This window comes from Paraglaciecola sp. (genome assembly GCF_039942875.1).
GTDB lineage: Bacteria > Pseudomonadota > Gammaproteobacteria > Enterobacterales > Alteromonadaceae > Paraglaciecola.
In genome coordinates, this window is record NZ_JBDVBQ010000003.1 from 44593 (window position 1) to 62591 (window position 17999).

16 protein-coding genes are annotated in these 17999 nt (G+C 40.0%); 7 read left to right on the forward strand and 9 right to left on the reverse strand.

Features of this window, described 5'->3' with window-relative positions; translation table 11 throughout:
• Positions 1–278: 278 nt before the first annotated feature.
• On the reverse strand, positions 279–3260 hold the full coding sequence (locus tag ABJE44_RS00345) for a carboxypeptidase regulatory-like domain-containing protein (protein ID WP_348113611.1): 2982 nt from the start codon (positions 3258–3260) through the stop codon (positions 279–281).
• A gap of 494 nt (positions 3261–3754) precedes the next feature.
• Here ABJE44_RS00345 and pbp4b point away from each other — a divergent pair, with 494 nt between their 5' ends.
• From pbp4b to ABJE44_RS00375, 6 genes are all read left to right on the forward strand, one after another.
• Positions 3755–6247 (forward strand): penicillin binding protein PBP4B, encoded by a 2493-nt coding sequence (gene pbp4b / locus ABJE44_RS00350; RefSeq protein WP_348113612.1) that lies wholly within the window; start codon positions 3755–3757, stop codon positions 6245–6247.
• A gap of 10 nt (positions 6248–6257) precedes the next feature.
• On the forward strand, positions 6258–7829 hold the full coding sequence (locus ABJE44_RS00355; protein ID WP_348113613.1) for a serine hydrolase: 1572 nt from the start codon (positions 6258–6260) through the stop codon (positions 7827–7829).
• 66 nt (positions 7830–7895) lie between these two features.
• A complete protein-coding gene (locus ABJE44_RS00360; RefSeq protein ID WP_348113614.1) occupies positions 7896–8768 on the forward strand; it encodes a BadF/BadG/BcrA/BcrD ATPase family protein in 873 nt (290 codons plus the stop codon).
• 30 nt (positions 8769–8798) lie between these two features.
• Positions 8799–10232, forward strand: a complete 1434-nt coding sequence (locus tag ABJE44_RS00365; RefSeq protein WP_348113615.1) for an SH3 domain-containing protein — start codon at positions 8799–8801, stop codon at positions 10230–10232.
• Positions 10233–10238: 6 nt separating this feature from the next.
• Positions 10239–11342 (forward strand): dipeptide epimerase, encoded by a 1104-nt coding sequence (locus tag ABJE44_RS00370; RefSeq protein ID WP_348113616.1) that lies wholly within the window; start codon positions 10239–10241, stop codon positions 11340–11342.
• A complete protein-coding gene (locus ABJE44_RS00375; RefSeq protein WP_348113618.1) occupies positions 11330–12106 on the forward strand; it encodes a hypothetical protein in 777 nt (258 codons plus the stop codon). Before ABJE44_RS00370 ends, ABJE44_RS00375 begins: the two co-directional genes overlap by 13 nt.
• Positions 12107–12688: 582 nt before the next feature.
• Here the strand turns inward: ABJE44_RS00375 and ABJE44_RS00380 are convergent.
• From ABJE44_RS00380 to ABJE44_RS00390, 3 genes are all read right to left on the reverse strand, one after another.
• On the reverse strand, positions 12689–13246 hold the full coding sequence (locus ABJE44_RS00380; RefSeq protein ID WP_348113620.1) for a hypothetical protein: 558 nt from the start codon (positions 13244–13246) through the stop codon (positions 12689–12691).
• Positions 13247–13438: 192 nt separating this feature from the next.
• Positions 13439–13957 carry an ISAs1 family transposase gene (locus ABJE44_RS00385; RefSeq protein ID WP_348113622.1) on the reverse strand — a complete coding sequence of 173 codons (519 nt, stop codon included), beginning with the start codon at positions 13955–13957 and terminating at the stop codon, positions 13439–13441.
• 4 nt (positions 13958–13961) lie between these two features.
• Complete coding sequence (locus ABJE44_RS00390; protein ID WP_348113624.1) at positions 13962–14117, reverse strand: hypothetical protein; 156 nt, start codon at positions 14115–14117, stop codon at positions 13962–13964.
• Between the two features lie 229 nt (positions 14118–14346).
• Between ABJE44_RS00390 and coaD the strand changes: the two genes are divergently transcribed.
• The gene (gene coaD, locus ABJE44_RS00395; protein ID WP_348113625.1) at positions 14347–14838 is read left to right on the forward strand and encodes a pantetheine-phosphate adenylyltransferase; all 492 of its coding nucleotides are present in this window, start codon (positions 14347–14349) and stop codon (positions 14836–14838) included.
• 13 nt (positions 14839–14851) lie between these two features.
• Here coaD and mutM read toward each other — a convergent pair whose 3' ends face one another.
• From mutM to ABJE44_RS00420, 5 genes are all read right to left on the reverse strand, one after another.
• Positions 14852–15664, reverse strand: a complete 813-nt coding sequence (mutM, locus tag ABJE44_RS00400) for a bifunctional DNA-formamidopyrimidine glycosylase/DNA-(apurinic or apyrimidinic site) lyase (protein ID WP_348113626.1) — start codon at positions 15662–15664, stop codon at positions 14852–14854.
• Between the two features lie 3 nt (positions 15665–15667).
• Positions 15668–16162, reverse strand: a complete 495-nt coding sequence (locus ABJE44_RS00405; protein ID WP_348113648.1) for a hypothetical protein — start codon at positions 16160–16162, stop codon at positions 15668–15670.
• An 83-nt stretch (positions 16163–16245) separates the two neighbouring features.
• Entirely contained in the window at positions 16246–16401 is a 156-nt protein-coding gene (rpmG, locus tag ABJE44_RS00410; RefSeq protein ID WP_133468220.1) for a 50S ribosomal protein L33, read from the reverse strand.
• 11 nt (positions 16402–16412) lie between these two features.
• Positions 16413–16649, reverse strand: coding sequence for a 50S ribosomal protein L28 (rpmB, locus tag ABJE44_RS00415; protein WP_133468221.1), 237 nt, complete (start codon positions 16647–16649; stop codon positions 16413–16415).
• A gap of 194 nt (positions 16650–16843) precedes the next feature.
• Entirely contained in the window at positions 16844–17887 is a 1044-nt protein-coding gene (locus ABJE44_RS00420; RefSeq protein WP_348113627.1) for a UDP-N-acetylglucosamine 2-epimerase, read from the reverse strand.
• Positions 17888–17999 lie beyond the last annotated feature (112 nt).

Below are 17999 nucleotides of genomic sequence, written 5' to 3' on the forward strand. Positions count from 1 at the left end.
TCTTGGCTGTGTAGATTAATTGCTATGTAGGCTTTTACTGCATACATTAGGGCTCTAAACAGTCTGTGGGAATATTCGCCATTATGTGACTTAGGCTCAAAGTCATTCTAATCCCGTCGATTTAAATGTAGTCAGTAACAACTTAGTTGGCTTCGCTCTTAGTTAGAACAAGTCTGTTAAGGGTATTCTACAACGGCTTAAACCATCTGTTTGTGAAACCATTAAAAAACCCCGCAAAGTAATCACTTTACGGGGTCAAACTTACTAACATCAAACTTTTAAAAGCTAAATGCAGCTGTTAGTTGAACACGACGTGGGTTTTCATGACTGCGGTATACACCCAGTTCCGAGTCGTTGTAACGCGGTTGAGGGTTATAACCGGTTTGTTTATCAAACACATTGAACACGTCCACTCTTAATAGCAAACCGTAATCACTTGCAATATTAAAGCGCTGAGAGTAGTTCAAATCCAACTGAAAATGACTTGGGGTTTCCCGGCTACCACGAGGCTCTAAGTAGAACGTACTTGCCCATTGGTGCGCCCAAGTATGACCAGATTGCCAGTAGGCTAAATAACCAAGAGATGCATCCCATGGGAACTCGTAAGCACCATAGCTTTTAACTTGCCAAGTACGATTTGCTCTCAAATTACCATTGGTGTAACTACCCCACAATTGCCCATACCAGCTATCTGCAATGTTCGATGAGCCGATGAATGAACCTTGATCGTTGTCAAAACGAGTGGTTCCATCTTGGTCAAAATTACCATAATAATGACTCCAGACCACTGACGAAGTCGAAAAGAAGTTTTCAGACTGGTAGTCAACTTCCATACTTGCTTCTAGGTACTTTGTGTACGCGCCATCTAGCTGAGCAATGACATACGAACTCTCACCAATTAGGTTATTAACCGGCATATAAAGCTCTTTCGGCTCTGGCGAGTCAAATTCACAGTTAGCTGCATCAGCAACTAAGTCTGGATACAAATCTGCAAAACTCGCAACGCGGTCTTGATAACTTGCACAATCATAAGCTATACGAGCATTGTTATTGGTATCTTCCCAATAGTTCCATGTACGACGGTAGCGAAGGTGGTTACGAATAGTCCAATTGTCTTGGAAAGCTGTTTGGTGACCAAGAATAAACTCTTGTACCGTTCTAGGGTTTAGGCCATCTGCAAATAGTTTACCTGTAGAAGACACATTGGTTTCTGAGTCAAGGAAGTTACCGCTTTCATCAAAGTAAACTCTTGTAGTACTACCACCTGTATTACGATCCCAAGAGGCCGCACGAGCAAGTGAGCTTACCGCTGGGTTATATCTTGCAAAACTTACAAATGCTGAAGCTTCAGGGCTGTAATCCCAAGTTGCCGTTATGCGCGGTTGGAAGGTTTCGCTGAAGCCAACCTTTTTCATCACGTAAGTGTTACCACGCGCTTCTTCCCAGCCGGAGCTTGTATCAGCTTTACGTAACCCTTGACCAATAATCTCATCTTGGCTCAGCAAGAAGCCGACATCGAAGGTAAAATCGTTCCAGTATATGGTATCGTTCACCGCAATGTTTATTGATTTAGATGCAGAAACAAGTGGACCCGTTAAGCCGCCCGCATCAAAACCACGGGTTTGCACTGTTGCTCTATAAGTTGTTCCTACAGGAATAGAATCACCATTGGGCGCTACAATACCGCCATCGTCAACATCTAAACCACCCCAGTATTCTATTGAACCCCAACCATTAGATACACGGTACAGCTCTTCAGACCCTTCTTCTTGTTGAATACCAAAATGAAGTTCATGTGACGTATCACCAATATCCATAACGTGATCGAGTGACATTTCAATGGTTTTGCCCAAATAAGCGTTATCGTTGATAGTCGCAGCAGCACCAACACTGCCAAGTGCTTCACCATTAATTCCATAAGCTGCGATAAGTGGAGCTGCACCAGCATTATAGGCATCGATTAAGGCTTGTTCGCTAGCGTCAGCGCCGGTTCTGATTTCAAGATCCGGCACCGTAAAGTAACCTTGTGAGCTTAAGTCTGTCAGATCTAATGAATCACCTGATTGACCTCTAAAACCAAGGTTGTTAACTGGAAACGAACCTGCCGATTGTTTTGTATCTGCATAAGACATGTTAAAAGTAGTTGAATCGTTAATGATCCAAGAACCATCAATTACTAGTACTTCAAATTCGTCAACACCGTCTGTTGCAGTAGAAGCTGTATTATTTTCTTCGATTTCTAAGTTGGTAGAAGTCACTTCAGAACTACGGTAACTAGCATTAATTAAAATGTCGTCAATTGGCGTCCATGTAAATTTACCGAAATATTCTTCACGTTCATTAGTAATATCAGGCAGCGTCCCACGGGCGTTAGTGCCACTTTCTTTTGAATCGTCACGGGTATAGTAAGAACCATAAAAATAAAGTTGATCTTTGATAAGTGGTCCACCAGCACCTATGGTGATATAGCCGATATCATCCTCTGTGCTCAGGCCATCTTCATCATCTGCTTGCCAAGAACCTTTTTGCAGGCGATATGTGATATCACCCGTAAACTCATCAGTACCAGACTTACTTTCAGTATTCAAAGTTACGCCAGCATTTCGATTAAAGCCAACGGCTCTGGCACCGCCACGCTCTACAGAAACGTGTGCAATGTCGTGTGTTGATGGAGAAGAAGCCAAAATACCAAACAAAGGAACAGAAAGGTTAGCACCATCCATTTTGTAGCCGTTATCCTGGCCACTTGAACCAGCACTAGGGCCACGTACACTGTCAGAGGTAACTTGAACACCAGGTATTAAACGAAGTAGCGAACTGTATTCAACAGCAGTCGGTAGCACTTCTAAAGCATCAGAATTAAGCGAATTACCCAATGATGCATTAGTAGAAGTCGTTAATGTTTGACCATATACAACTATTTTTTCAGTACTGTCAGAATCTAGTTGAAAGTTGAGTGTCTTTCTTTGCTCAAGCAATACAGAAGTATTAATGGTTTGAGATTCGCCATTAGGTGAACTAAATGTTATTTCATAATTACCAGGAGGTAAAAGTTGTAGCCGATAACTACCGTTAGATTTAGAGGTCGCTTTTCGAGCTTTAGGCAATACATCGCCTTTTGCTTCGACTAAGACACCTTCAAGTGGTGAGCCATCCGGTCCTGTCACTTTACCTATGATTTCACCTACCTGCGAGGCATATACATTCATTCCTATAAGGAGCAATGCAAACAGTGAAAAGGATCTTAAAATATATTTCATAATGCTCCCCATTGTAACGTATGAAACCTTAACGGTTTTCTGAGCACCCTATAACAGCGCTGCTTTAGAAAGTTTTTATGTTGTATTGACATGTGTTTCACCTGTTTTTAAATTATTTATTTAAGTGACCTTGCTACAGAAATCCCGACACCAACTCTTATGTTGTGGCTGTTACTTAAGGAAAACTGGTTGTTATTTAACAAACATTAACTAAGCAGGTCAAGAATAATTTTTTCCAATTATTACAATATATATAAATAATTTATCCTTACGCAGACTTAAAATACAATTTATAGAAAAATTCGTGGGAAAGTTTTAACTCAGCGTTAACGAGTAATGAAATAGCTAATAAAGGCAAGTGTTAGCACAAGGTTAATGATCTAATTAAAGATTTATATATAAAATCGTTTATTATTAGTCCAAAAATATGTGTAGAATAATTATTCCATATTTATAACTGTTCAATAATTTTTTATTCTTAAGGCGGGTTTGTTATGCAGTTCGGTGTTCATCATCATTCATATCGTGAAAAAAAATCACCACTATCGCATAGCAAATGGTTAATAGTGCCTTTAACACTGCTTATTGTGAGCTGTACATCTTTACCCCTGTCCCACATGCAATCAAAAAATTACAGCCAAAGAATCAAATTTTTGGTGATGCACTACACAGCCATAGATTACCAAAAATCAGTCACAGCTTTAGTTGAAGAAGGCGGTTTGAGCGCTCATTACCTTATTCCAGAAAGTAACGATCCTAGCTATCAAGATAAAGAATTAAAAGTCATTCAATTAGTCGATGAAGCAGGCCGGGCATGGCATGCAGGGCGAAGTTACTGGCAAGGTAGAAAAGATTTAAACGACCAATCTTTAGGCATTGAAATAGTGAATGTGCCCGAGTGTATGCGTGACACGTCTGTTTCCAATGAACAAAAACGAGAAAATGATACTAGCCGCCTTTGCGTTTTCCCCGATTATGATTCAAAGCAAATTGAATTATTAATCGCTTTATCAAAAGATATTCTAGCGCGAAATCCTGATATATTACCAACCGCTGTGGTGGGCCATTCTGATATCTCCCCTACTCGTAAAAACGACCCTGGCCCCCGGTTCCCTTGGTATCAACTCTATCAAAATGGTATAGGTGCATGGTACGACAATGATACACTCAAAAAATATTGGGAAATGTTTAATGCCTCTCCAGCCAGCATAGGCTTAATACAACACGCCTTAAATGTGTATGGATATGGCATTGTCGAAACTGGCTTTGCCGATGGTGCAACTTTAGATACCTTGTCTGCTTTTCAAATGCACTTTTTACCTTGGTCAGTAAACGGCAAGCTCGATAGCAAAACCTCAGCCGCGTTATTTGCGTTAATAGATAAGTATTTTCCAAAACGTATTGAAGCCTTACTAGAACGCTACGAACAAGAAAAACAACCGAAACAGCCCCCAAAAAGTTTAGGCTATTACCAAGTAAATGCGGCATTCCCCAACACTGAACGTAGCACTCGCGAGTGGGTAAACGATCGCACAATATTTAAAAGCTACCTCAATAAAGGCCAAATCATCATTGATAATGTTGATGCAATAAGTGCTGATATTTACGTTAACGGTGAAAAACTCAATATAGAAACCCACTTAAAACCCTATCAAAGTTACCATTACTCTTTGGCCAAACGTACTAAGAATGGAGAGAACACTTTAAGGATTGAAAATGTATTGCCAGAAGGCAGCAGTATTAAAGTGATGATCCCCTACCCTGAATTAACCCTAGAAAAAACAATCAATAGCGATAAGTTTGCCAAAGTAGATGAGCTTATCAATAGCGATATAGAAGCAGGGTTTCCAGGAGCAGTATTGCTTGTATTGAAAGACGGTAAAGTCATTAAGAGAAGCGCTTACGGCCATGCCCGAAAATTTGCTGATGGAGGTGAAAAACTCACTCACCCAATCAATATGCAAACTACCCAACTTTTTGACTTAGCCTCAAATACCAAAATGTTTGCCACTAACTTTGCACTAATGAAGTTAGTGTCTGAAGGTAAAATTGATGTCACCCGCCCAATCAATGACTACTTACCTGAATATCAAGGCCAAGGGCGTGAAAGCCGATTAGTGCGGGATTTATTAACACATTCTGCAGGCTACTCTCCGCAAGTCCGCTTTTTCACTAAAGATAATAAATTAGGGCCACAGTTTTTCTCTCAAAATAAAAAACAAACTGAGCACTTACTATTATCTCGCGTGCCCTTTGAAACAGGTCGAAAAACCAAAACTGTATATAGTGATACAGATTACATGCTGTTAAGTACCTTGATTGAACGAGTTACTCAAGAGCCTTTAGATTTATATGTAGAGCAACAGATTTATCATCCTCTAGGCCTAGACAACACATTATTTAACCCCCTACAAAAAGGCTTTACTCAAAACCAGTTTGCCGCCACGGAAATAATGGGGAATACCCGCGGTGGCAGAGTAGACTTCGACAATGTTCGTACTTATGTACTGCAGGGTGAAGTTCATGATGAAAAAGCGTTTCATTCCTTTGGTGGTGTTACTGGCCACGCAGGCCTATTTTCCACAGTTGATGACCTAGCCGTCTTAACACAAACCCTTTTGAACGGAGGTGGTTATGGAAAAACCAAAGTATTTGCACAAGGTGTACTCGACGAGTTTATAAAGCCAGAAGAAGGTGAAGCTAGCTATGGCTTAGGTTGGCGCAGAGCCGCTCATGGTAAACGAAAATGGCATTTTGGTCCCTACGCAAGCGCCTCTGCTTACGGCCATACTGGCTGGACAGGTACAGTCACTGTGATAGATCCTGAATATGACCTAGCCGTAATTTTACTTACTAATGCGCGCCATAGTGAAATAGTAGAACGAGAAGACAACAGAGGCCCTGAGTTTAACGGAAAACTGTTTGAAACCGGTAAATACGGCAGTATTGTAAGCTTGGTTTATGAAGCCGTGTTAGATAATGAGTAAGGTCAAATCTATGCCAAAGTTAACACTGAAGTATTTACTACCTAGTCTTTTATTAAGTGGAATGAGCTTGATTACAGTTGCCGAACCGTTGCCTTTAGATCATAAACAAATACAGAAAATCATGGCGCAGCTGCACATACCCGGCGCAGCCATTGGAGTTGTTCAAAACGGAAAAGTTATCGCAGCACAAGGGTTTGGTGTTAAAACACTAGGTAAAAAGGCCCCCATCGACGCCAATAGTATATTTAAGATAGCCTCTAATACCAAAGCATTCACAGCTGCAGCACTTGCTATATTAGTGGACGAAGAGAAAATCAGTTGGGACAGTAAAGTACAAGATTACTTACCTGACTTTAAGCTCCATGATCCTTGGGTAACAAAAGAGTTCAACCTAATAGATTTGTTAACCCACCGCAGTGGCTTGGGGTTAGGCGCAGGTGACTTGATGTTATGGCCAGAACCTTCAAGCTTCAACCGAGCAGAGGTTTTATATAATTTACGACACTTAAAGCCCACCGGCGAGTTTAGAGCTGACTATGCCTACGATAACCTACTTTACATAGTTGCCAGTGAAATCATTCCCGCAGTGACCGGCATGAGTTGGGAAGCCTTTGTTGAGAAACGTATCATACAACCACTGGCCATGGAACACTGTTTTGCTGGTAACGTTAGCCCACAAAAGTTAAAGCATATAGCCACTCCACACGGCATGGTTGACGGCGAGTTACACACTATTATCCGCCCGATAGATCCAGAAAAACCTAGTGTATCCGCCCCCGCTGGCGGTATACAGTGCAGCCTGAATGACATGCTGACTTGGGTAACAGTACAACTTAACCAAGGTCAAACAGCGACAGGCAAACCACTTTTTTCAGAAGCACAACATAAAATGATGTGGGCCCCACACACCATTATGCCTGTATCGTGGCGCAGTAAACACTTTGACAACACCCATCTTAGTGCCTACGGATTAGGTTGGCGAATCAATGACATGGATGGCTATTTACAAGTCCATCACACTGGCAGCTTAGCTGGCATGTATTCTTTTGTAAGCTTATTTCCAGAGTTAGACTTAGGCTTTGTGGTATTAACTAATCAGCAATCGAGTGCCGCTCGTAGCGCCTTAATGTACACGGTTATGAAACCATATTTGGGTGATGCAAATACTGACTGGCTAGCCAAATTTAGGCCTTCAAATAAAACTGCGGCAAATCAACATACCAATAAGTCAGAAAAACATACTGTTCCAATAGACCTGAATCACGCTGATGCAAGAGCCTATATTGGAACGTATGAAGATCCTTGGCTTGGGCGCTTTGTGATTGAACTAAGTGATAATAGCGAAAACGCTTTGTTAAAAATCAAAGCCTTACGAATAGATAAATTTGTCGGTAAGTTGTTTCTAATAGAAAATTCAAATCGTGTGCTGATACGCTGGGACGACCGCAGCTTAGAAGCAGACGCCATTATTGATTTTAACCGTAACGAGCTAGGCAATATTATTGGTATGACCCTAGCGCCAGCGTCTAAAGACGTGGATTTTAGTTATGATTTTCAAGATTTGAGTTTTACTAAACTCTAATGACTAAAGTACTAATAAATCACATGATAGCCTTAACCAAAAATATAATATTGGGATCAAACTTCAATGAATAACAGACACCCCCTATATGTAGGAGTTGACGGGGGGGGGACTAAGTGTAGCGCTCACCTATTCAATACCAAAGGAGAGGTTTTAGGCAAGGGGGTGAGTGGCTCAGCGAATGCGGCCAGAAACTTATCACAAACTTTAGATTCTATTTTAAAGTCAGTTCATATGGCGCTTTTAGATGCCAAGCTGTGTATTGAGGTTATTCCTAAATTAAATGTGGCAGCGGGTTTAGCCGGTGCAACCGTGCCTAGCGTGAGAAATCAATTACTTACTTGGCAGCACCCTTTTGCTAAATTTAAAGTAGACAGTGACTTAGCCACCAGCAGTTACGGTGCACACGGCGGCGAAGATGGCGCATTGTTAATCATAGGAACCGGTTCATCCGCTGCACGCTTACAATCTGGAGTGCTTACTCAATTTGGTGGACATGGTTTTCTGTTAGGCGACAAAGGTAGTGGAGCTTGGTTAGGACATTCAGCAGTGTCTGCAACACTTGATGCACTAGATGGCATAACCAAACTTAGTGACTTACACAATACAGTTCTAAGCAAGCTGAAAGTCAATTCAGCGGCCGACCTTGCACAAAAAATGATGGGAGCTACGCCCAGTCAATTTGCGGCTTTAGCACCAGAGGTTATTAAATTAGAATCAACGGATGAGCAAGCCGCCAAGCTCATTCAAGAAGCGAGTATTTACCTTGAAAAACTCTGTCAAAGCACCCTAGAGAGGACAAAACTCCCATTAGTACTTATGGGAGGCTTAGCGCCATTTTTTAAAACTAAATTTAGCCCCGCTCTACAAAATGTTGTCGTTAGCCCTAAGGCTGGCCCTGAAAAAGGCGCATTATTTTTACTAGAGCGTACTGATTAAGATAACGCAAAACTTAAACGAGTCATAATTATGTTAAACAACAGCAAACAAAAAAATAAAAAGCCGATATCACTAGAGAAAGGCTTAGGCCTGATTATTCTTTTGTTTACGTTAAGCGCATTTAGCAGCTTAGCCGTAAGTAGCAATGTACCAGATATCACAAGCAAGCAATTAAACGCTGAATATTGGCAAAAAAAATTAGAAAATAACGAGGTTATGGCGATGAAAAGCGAAGAAATAAGCGCATTCAATCAAGAGTTGTTTGCAAGCAACCCACACATTGTTGACCCTTTAACTAGCCCAAGTAAGTTAAGTAAAGCCGAGCTAATCGAAAAAATAAAAAGCATAAGCCGCATCCCCAGCAGTCCACGTTTTTATGCCAATGGCTCTCAGCTATCTAAACAGAATTTCGAAAGCTACACTGCAAATCTGAATATTGAAGGAGTGGCAGCAAAAAACACTGTTAGATTTGGTTTAGTCAGCAAACGCTCAGCATTACGCACCTTTCCAACATTAGATAAAGTGTTTAACAAAGCTATGGATTTAGATTTAGACCGCTTTCAAGAAACAGCGGTATTCCCTGGGGAAGCCGTGGCTATTTTGCATAGCAGTAAAGATGGCAATTGGCTGTTAGTACAGAACTACAACTACTTAGCTTGGGTACAACAAAATGACATAGCCATTGGTGATAAAGAGCAAATTGAAGACTACCTAGCCCGAAAAGACTTTCTCATGATCACTGGTTCAAAAGTACTAACCAGCTATGTACCTAACAAAGTTGCCGTATCTGAGTTACAACTAGACATGGGAGTGAAGTTACCACTTCTTAGTGCTGCAGAACAACAAGATGAATTATATGGCCAGAGTACATCGGGCAGCTATCAGGTAAAACTTCCCACCCGTAATCAAGATGGTAGTCTTAGCATTCAAACTGCATTAATTGGCCGTACCCAAGACGTAAATCAGGGATACCTAGACTACACACCGCAAAAAGTTATCGAACAAGGGTTTAAGTTTTTGGGAGAGCGCTACGGCTGGGGCCACGATTATAATGGTAGAGACTGCACCGGTTTCGTAGGCGAAATATACAAGACCTTTGGCATATTGATGCCTCGTAACTCTGGACAACAAGGTAAAGGCACATATGGCACAAACTTTCGTTTTGATAAAAATGCCACAACAGTGACAAAATTAAATGTAATCAACAAAATGCAAATAGGTGACCTTATTTATATTCCTGGCCACGTTATGATGTATTTAGGTGAAGAAGAAGGCAAACCGACTGTTATACATGACGTAAAAGGCTTAGCTTACTGGAAGCCAAATGGCGAGTTTTATAAAGGCTCGTTAAATGCGGTATCGGTTACCCCCTTAATTAAGTTACATTTAAACGAAACTACATCTTATGTAGATCGAATCTACAACATTAAACGCCTTACTCTCAACAGTGTTGAAGGACTTTAAATACCTATGAAAATCACAGCAATACGCTTTGCAAAATTAGAAGTACCTCTGATCACCCCTTTTAAAACTGCTATGCGTACTGTGCAGAACATTACAGATTTAGTGATTATTGTTGAAACAGATAAAGGGATATTAGGTTACGGCTCAGCACCCGCAACACCTGTTATTACAGGTGATACTCACGGCTCTATAAGTTATGCCATAAGTACGGTAATTGGGCCGCAGATTATCGGTATGGATATTGATGATTTGAATGGTATTTGTCATAAAATTCAACATGCCCTTGTAGCCAACAGCAGCGCCAAAGCTGGGTTAGAAATCGCTATTTATGATTTATGGGCAAAACGTTTTGATGCACCACTGTACAAAATGTTAGGAGGCGGTAAGCCGTATTTAAAGACAGATGTCACCATTAGTGTTGACCATATCGATAAGATGTTAGCCGACGTTAATCTTGCCATAAAACAAGGCTTTGACATTCTAAAGATAAAAATTGGTACGGATATCGAAAATGATATTTCACGAATACACGAAATTTATCAAGATGTAGCAAAACGGGCCATTATTAGATTAGACGTTAACCAAGGTTGGACCGCTAAACAAACGGTTTATGCCATTCAGAAACTAGAAAACATGGGTGTCGAACTTGAGCTAATAGAACAGCCAGTTAAGAGTAAAGACATCGCTGGTCTTGCCTATATTAGTGAACGGGTCACCACGCCCATAATGGCAGACGAAAGCGCGTTTTCACCGCAACAAGTTTTAGAGTTAATCCGCAGCGGTGCGGCTGATATTATTAATATTAAGCTAATGAAATGTGCTGGATTAAGCCAAGCTATTAAAATTGCCGATTTAGCAGAACTACATAACATACCTTGCATGATCGGCTGTATGCTAGAGGGCAGTATTAGTGTGGCAGCGGCAGCTCACTTAGCATCAGCAAAAGCATCGAGCATTCCATTAATCGATTTAGATGGCCCAGTATTGGGACAATACGACCCCGTTGTGGGTGGCGTAGACTTTAGTTTATCAAAGGTAGAATTGGGTCAAGGCTCTGGTCTTGGCATCGAAAGCATAAAAGACTTACAGGAGCTAACTTGGCCATTTTAACATCACGCAACGTTTTAACGGGCACACTTATAGTATTAACAGCTTTATTGAATGCCTGTGCATCAAATTCAGAGCGAGCAACACCACTACTACAAAGCTTAGAGACTCAGCAGCTTGTGGTGGTGGTGTCAGACGATTGGGAAGCGACTACTGCCAGTTTACAAAAGTTTGAATGGCATGATGGAGAGTGGCAAGCAGTAGACTCTGCCTACCCAGTCAATCTAGGCCGTAAAGGGTTAGCTTGGGGGTTAGGGTTACATCCCGTTCAAGAAGGCTATTACAAAGTAGAAGGTGACGGTAAAGCCACAGCTGGGATTTTTAATTTGAGCAGCACTTTTGGTTATCTACCAGAAGCTCAAACCCAAATGCCTTATCAAGCTATGTCAGGTAATCATTACTGTATGGACGTAAATAGCTCCCCTCTTTATAACCAAATAGTTGATGAGGCCAAAGTGGGCAAAGCGGCTGTCGATGGCTCTACAGAGCCCATGCGCCGAGACATTCACAAAGAAGGGCAAACTATCTATAAAAAAGGAATTGTACTCGACCATAACCCCAACAACATTAGCACTAAAGGGAGCTGTATCTTTTTACATCTATGGTTTGGGCCAGATGTGCCTACAGCTGGCTGTACATCAATGGCAGAGCCGCAAATGGATAAGTTATTAGCTTGGCTAGACCCACAAAAGAGTCCTCGCTATTTAGCCTTACCAAAAGCAGAGTATGAGAAAAAACAAAAAAACTGGGGCTTGCCGAGTCTATAAACTTACAAAAATCGCATACTACTATTAAACTATCAGTAACTTCATAAAGATTGACTTCCAGTATATGAAGGGTTGTGATACTTGCCGCTTGATTTTATAACAATGATCGAACTCATCAAGGTAGCACTTTCTGCGGACATACTCGGTTAAAAACATTATTCAATGGAAAAATTTAGGCAGAACAAATATCTATAAGTACATGTTTTTACAACGCTCAATACTAGGAGCTGTAGTTGAATCAAAGTTTTCTAAAAAAGCCGAGGGCATAATCGTTACTGAAAAAATGTATCAACTTCAACTAATCTTCGTTAATCACGATTCTGATTCATGAATCAAGCATTGGGTTTATTATAGTGCAAATTAAGAAAATTATATGTTGTTGAAGATGCATTAACTGAGAAACTAAAAATAAAGCTAATTGTAAGAAAGTCTACCTTTTGGGAAAGGTCATATTATAATGGTTACTTTTTCTCTCATTTTACCTCGCTGTAAAAAGACTACAGCGAGGTTTACGAAACTGCTATGTATTCATGTGCAGTATTTAAGAAAAACACATGCCTCTAAAATCCTGATCAATTGCAATCAGCAATTGCTTCTCCTAACGCTCCACCAAGAAATTTGATCATTCCAACCAACATCCTTGAGGATAATCTGTTCTACGTCAATATCCAAAACTTTTGTGCCACCACCATCTATACCATTCGTAACGGTTACGCAATAGTTCCTACCAAAAGGAATAGTAATAGCGCTTATCTCATTATTCCAATAAGAGTTTAAATTATTAGAGGCACCGGGAGAAGCTGCAAACTTAATCCCTCCAGGCTCCCCATTTTTTACATGGCGATGAAAATATACTAACGAATCCTCTGCGCATCCACTATACGTTGAGTCAAATATAAGAACAGATGAAGTCTTATTATCGAAATCATAATCATCTAAAATATGATAACCAGATTGAAAAAACAAAAATGTTTTATTGGTATTGAATTGCTCATTCTGGAAAAGTACCAAACAAGAACCAACATCAACATAAACAGCAGAAGTTTTATTATTCATTCCTTGACCGTTATTTAAAACCCGATATCCGCCATTATCTACAAGAACATATTTGTCACTATTAAATGCTAAATCCTTGTACAAAATCCCCCCCCTAAAACACTATTAGAAAGGATAAACGTTACTATAAATAAAACCTTCTTAATCATTATATTTCCTTAATTTTAACCCATGAAATATGGTTGATTTATTTTACCGAAACAAGAATATCTCTGAGAAGAGGAGATGTAAACAACAATTATACTACTCACTTCATGGCGGGGTTATACTTTGGCATCATCCAAACATAACCTTAGCTCTGAAGTTGTCGTTCCACGCCACTCTCAGTCGCTTGCCGGCAATAGTGTCTTTTAACGAGTTGGCTTTGAGCATGTTGATAAACACTCTTTTTAATAACGCCATGTTTTTAGGGCCGTCTTCGGTGTAAATGAGGCTTTCATCTTCTCTGAACGTGACATCTAGTACCCAGTACCCTCTAATGACTCTAGCGAGTTCGGGTAAGTCGTTGCTCATTGAGGTCAGGTAATAGATTTTTTGCTTGTCGGGTTGCTCTGCTATGTGTTGGATGCGAACTACTCCTAATATATGTTTTGCACCAGCCCAACGGTCAATCCCCGTTATCCATGAATTGGTCACTAACACTGTATGCTGCCTACCAACGATACGACCATGTTCACATTCAAGCTCTTCAATCTGTTGAGTGTCTATGCACTTTGATTCATCTCTTCGGGTTTTATGGAAATAGGCTTCTATGTCTTGTGTTATTGTTTTCTGGTTGTTTTTCACCTGCAACATATAGTCAACGCATTTTTCTCTGAGCTAGCGAAGCGGTTTCACTCTGATAATGCATGGCGTCAGCCGATATGATGGAGCCTTCTACTGGTAAGGTTTCCAGCTTCAATCGTAAGGTTTTAATCTCATTCTTTTTACCTTCACTGGCCGTTTGATAGAGCATTATCCCACTTTCAGCAATCATGGCGCCCATTCGGAGAAACGAGTCACGTGCTGGTTATGCCCAGAGCCTCGTACTACCTTTCCATCAAATGCAATACGCTCTTGTCCATGCTTACACCTTCATAACACAACTTAAATCTCAACTAGTAAGGTATATAGATAAACTTTAAGTAGCAATATTGCTTTTATTTAGGTTAGCCTAATGACAAATAACATAAAATATAATCACTATGCATAGCAAAGCAATTTATCCAGGTACCTTTGACCCTGTTACAAATGGTCACGCAGACTTAATTGTTAGGGCATCAAAAATGTTCACCTACGTAATCGTAGGTGTTGCCTTTAACCCAAATAAAAAGCCTTTGTTCTCATTAGACGAACGTGTAGATTTAATTAAGCACGTTACCGCTGATCTAGACAACGTGACGGTTATAGGGTTCAAAGGCTTATTAGCTGATTTTGCAGAAAACCAAGGAGCAACTGTGTTGATCCGTGGTTTACGAGCAGTTTCTGATTTTGAATACGAGTTTCAGCTCGCGAATATGAATCGACGACTCAACCCAAATTTAGAAAGTGTATTTATGACACCAGCAGAAGAAAACTCATTTATTTCCTCTACTTTAGTAAAGGAAGTAGCGTTGCACCGAGGTCGGGTTAACGAGTTTTGTCACCCTGCGGTGATTGACGCTTTACAGCATAAGTTGCATGGAACTAATCAATAAGTAACGTCTGTTGCTAACGCTGACAAGTGCCACAGTAAAACGTATTACGCTGACCAATGTTCACAGATTTGATTGGCGTTTTACAAACATCACAACCTTCTCCAGCACGGCCGTATACCAATAATTGCTGCGAAAAATATCCTGGGCTTCCATCAGCTTGGGCGAAATCTTTTAATGTGGTACCACCTTGCTCAATAGCACTAGATAATACTTTTTTAATGATTTCAGCAAGTTGTAAATAACGTTTTTTGGTGACTTTAGCTGCAGGTTTTCTAGGATCAATTCCTGCAATAAAAAGTGACTCATTGGCGTAGATATTCCCAACGCCCACCACAACTTTATTATCCATAATAAACTTTTTCACTGCTACAGATTTACCCCGCGACATTTCAAACAGCCTGTCGCCATTAAAATTATCAGTTAAGGGCTCTGGGCCTAAAGATGTCAATAAACTTAACTCTGCCTCATTAGCACCTTGCCATAGGCACGAACCAAATCGCCTTGTGTCATTAAAACGTAAGCATTTACCATTTTTCATCACTATATCTAAGTGATCGTGCTTTTTAATTTCAGTGTCACTATCCACCACACAAAGCTTACCTGACATACCGAGATGTAAAACAATACTGCCGGCGCTAGTATTCAATAGTAAATATTTTGCTCGCCTATGAATCGAAGTTATCACAAGACCTTCTGCCTTATGTACTTCATTAGGAATAGGCCAACGTAATTGGCGCTGACGTACTACTATGCTTTCTATAGTTTGATTTACAAGATGAGGGCTTATCCCCAAACGGCTGACTTCAACTTCTGGTAATTCAGGCATGCTTTACTCTGTAGGGATTAAGGTTTGATAATTAACATTTACTAATTGGTAGGTTTGCTGGCCCAGCTTTACTAAGGTTTTATCTGCCAAGATTAAGAAATAATATTCGATAGGTTCTGCCTGCCCAATAAACCACACTGTGACTTTTGGTTGAGAATCTCCCCATTGAAGGTTTTCTTCAAAAGGACTTACCTCTACTGATTGCCAAACATCTAGTAGCCCTTGCAGATCTTTTGAGACACTTAACTTTGATTCTATTCGCCAACCTTGACCTACTCGTTCAACTTTTGCATTGGAAAATTCTATAGTGCTGATCAATAAACCCTGGGGTATTAAGGTTGAAAATGCAGGAGCATCGCTGTCATCATTTAAAAAGTTACTACTCAAATTAAAGAGCATGATTAAAGCTAACATACTGACGATAATGACATTATTCCAAGCGCGCTGAGACAACTTAACCATAAATAGAGACGTAAAAAGAAAACAGGGGAGAATTATGCCACAACAGACTCGGCTAACTTAGTAGTAAACGCAAAAAACCCGACATAAGCCGGGTTTTTCTGGAGACAAAACCAAAGGATTTATTTGATTTTAGCTTCCTTGAACAAAACGTGCTGACGAACTTTAGGATCAAACTTTTTGATCTCCATTTTGCCAGGCATATTACGTTTGTTTTTATCAGTAGTGTAGTAGTAACCAGTACCAGCAGTAGACACTAACTTAATTTTATCACGCATAATCTGATTCCTTAAACTTTAACACCGTCAGCACGCATATCGGCCAACACGGTATCAATACCTTTTTTATCAATAATACGCATACCTTTAGCAGATAAACGTAGTTTCACGAAACGGTTTTCACTTTCAACCCAAAAACGGTGAGAATGAAGGTTTGGCAAAAAACGACGACGAGTCGAATTTTTAGCGTGAGAACGGTTGTTTCCTACCGCTGGACGCTTGCCAGTAACTTGACATACTTTGGCCATGGCCTTTGTCTCCAAACAATCTAAAAATTTAGGTTTAACCAGTCATTTATATATATGACGATTAACGCTATTAACAAGAGGGCGCATTTTATACAGTAACTCTCTAACTAATTCAAGATGTTTTTAAAAAACAACCTGACACATTGCATTAATTCAACAATAAATGACTCGCTAAATAGATAGCAAAAATAGGATTAGTAAAATTTCCAATAACTTAAATATTTACGAAACTTGAGATCTCTCAAGAAATTTAAAGGCTTTTTAACCTTAAGCGGAAGCTCACCCGCCAACACACTATCTATAGCATTAACCACACGTTCTGCAGACTTTCCGTCGGTATAAGGATGTGTTTGACTAATGTAATTTTCAATCTCTTGCATCAAGTCGGTCGGTTGTGACAACGCTTGTTCTATTGCTGCCTTAAGTTGCTCTGGGCTAGTAATATTTAACATATAAGGCTTAGGATCAATGTTGTGAGCCGTAACCACAGGTTTCTTTTGAACGATAAACATAGTGAGGGCAGACGATGTGTCACCCACCATAATATTTGCCTCTTGTAGTATGGGCAGCATATCGTCTGTTTCTACATAACGTAAATTATCACTTTGAACACTACGATACATATCTATTACATCTGGATCTGACTTGGGATGTAAAGAAACGATCCATTGCCAATCCATGGTTTCGCTTAAATGCTTTACCTGCTCAAAATTGTTTCTTGCCTGCGTTAACCTTTTACTAAAAGTAGAACCAAAAAATATGACTGGTCTAGTGTTTTCTACCTTGGTCGCATCATTAACGAATAATTTGTCAAGCGCAGGCCAGCCAGTTTCTATAACATTGAAGTATTGGTAAATTTTCTGCAATTCTTGAAATTTAGCAGTTGTACTAGGACCTTGAGTACAATAAAGATCAAAACAACCTCTTATTTTAAAATGATCGTTATTGCCTTTTCTATCAAGCTTACCTGCATCAAAACCATGAAATATTGCGACTTTTAAGCCAGGCAGAAAAGATGGAATAGTGTTTCCCGGAGCAAGAACAGCATCTGGCTGATACTCAAAAATATCTAATACCGTATTGATAAGGCGCTCATCTTCCTTAAAATAATCACGGTTAACATTATCTCGCTCGATAAACCAACAAACTTGGTCGTCCCTAGCCAACAGAATATCCTGAAGTGGGCGCAGCATTGCAAAGCTATAATTCTGTGAAATATAGAAAAGAAACTTTTTCAACGTTACCTCTAATTAACTCTAATATGTGCAGAATGTGTGAAATGTACCATTACCAATTGATAAGGATAAAGATAATAAGCATCGAAATAGTAAAAACTTCTCCCGGATCAAT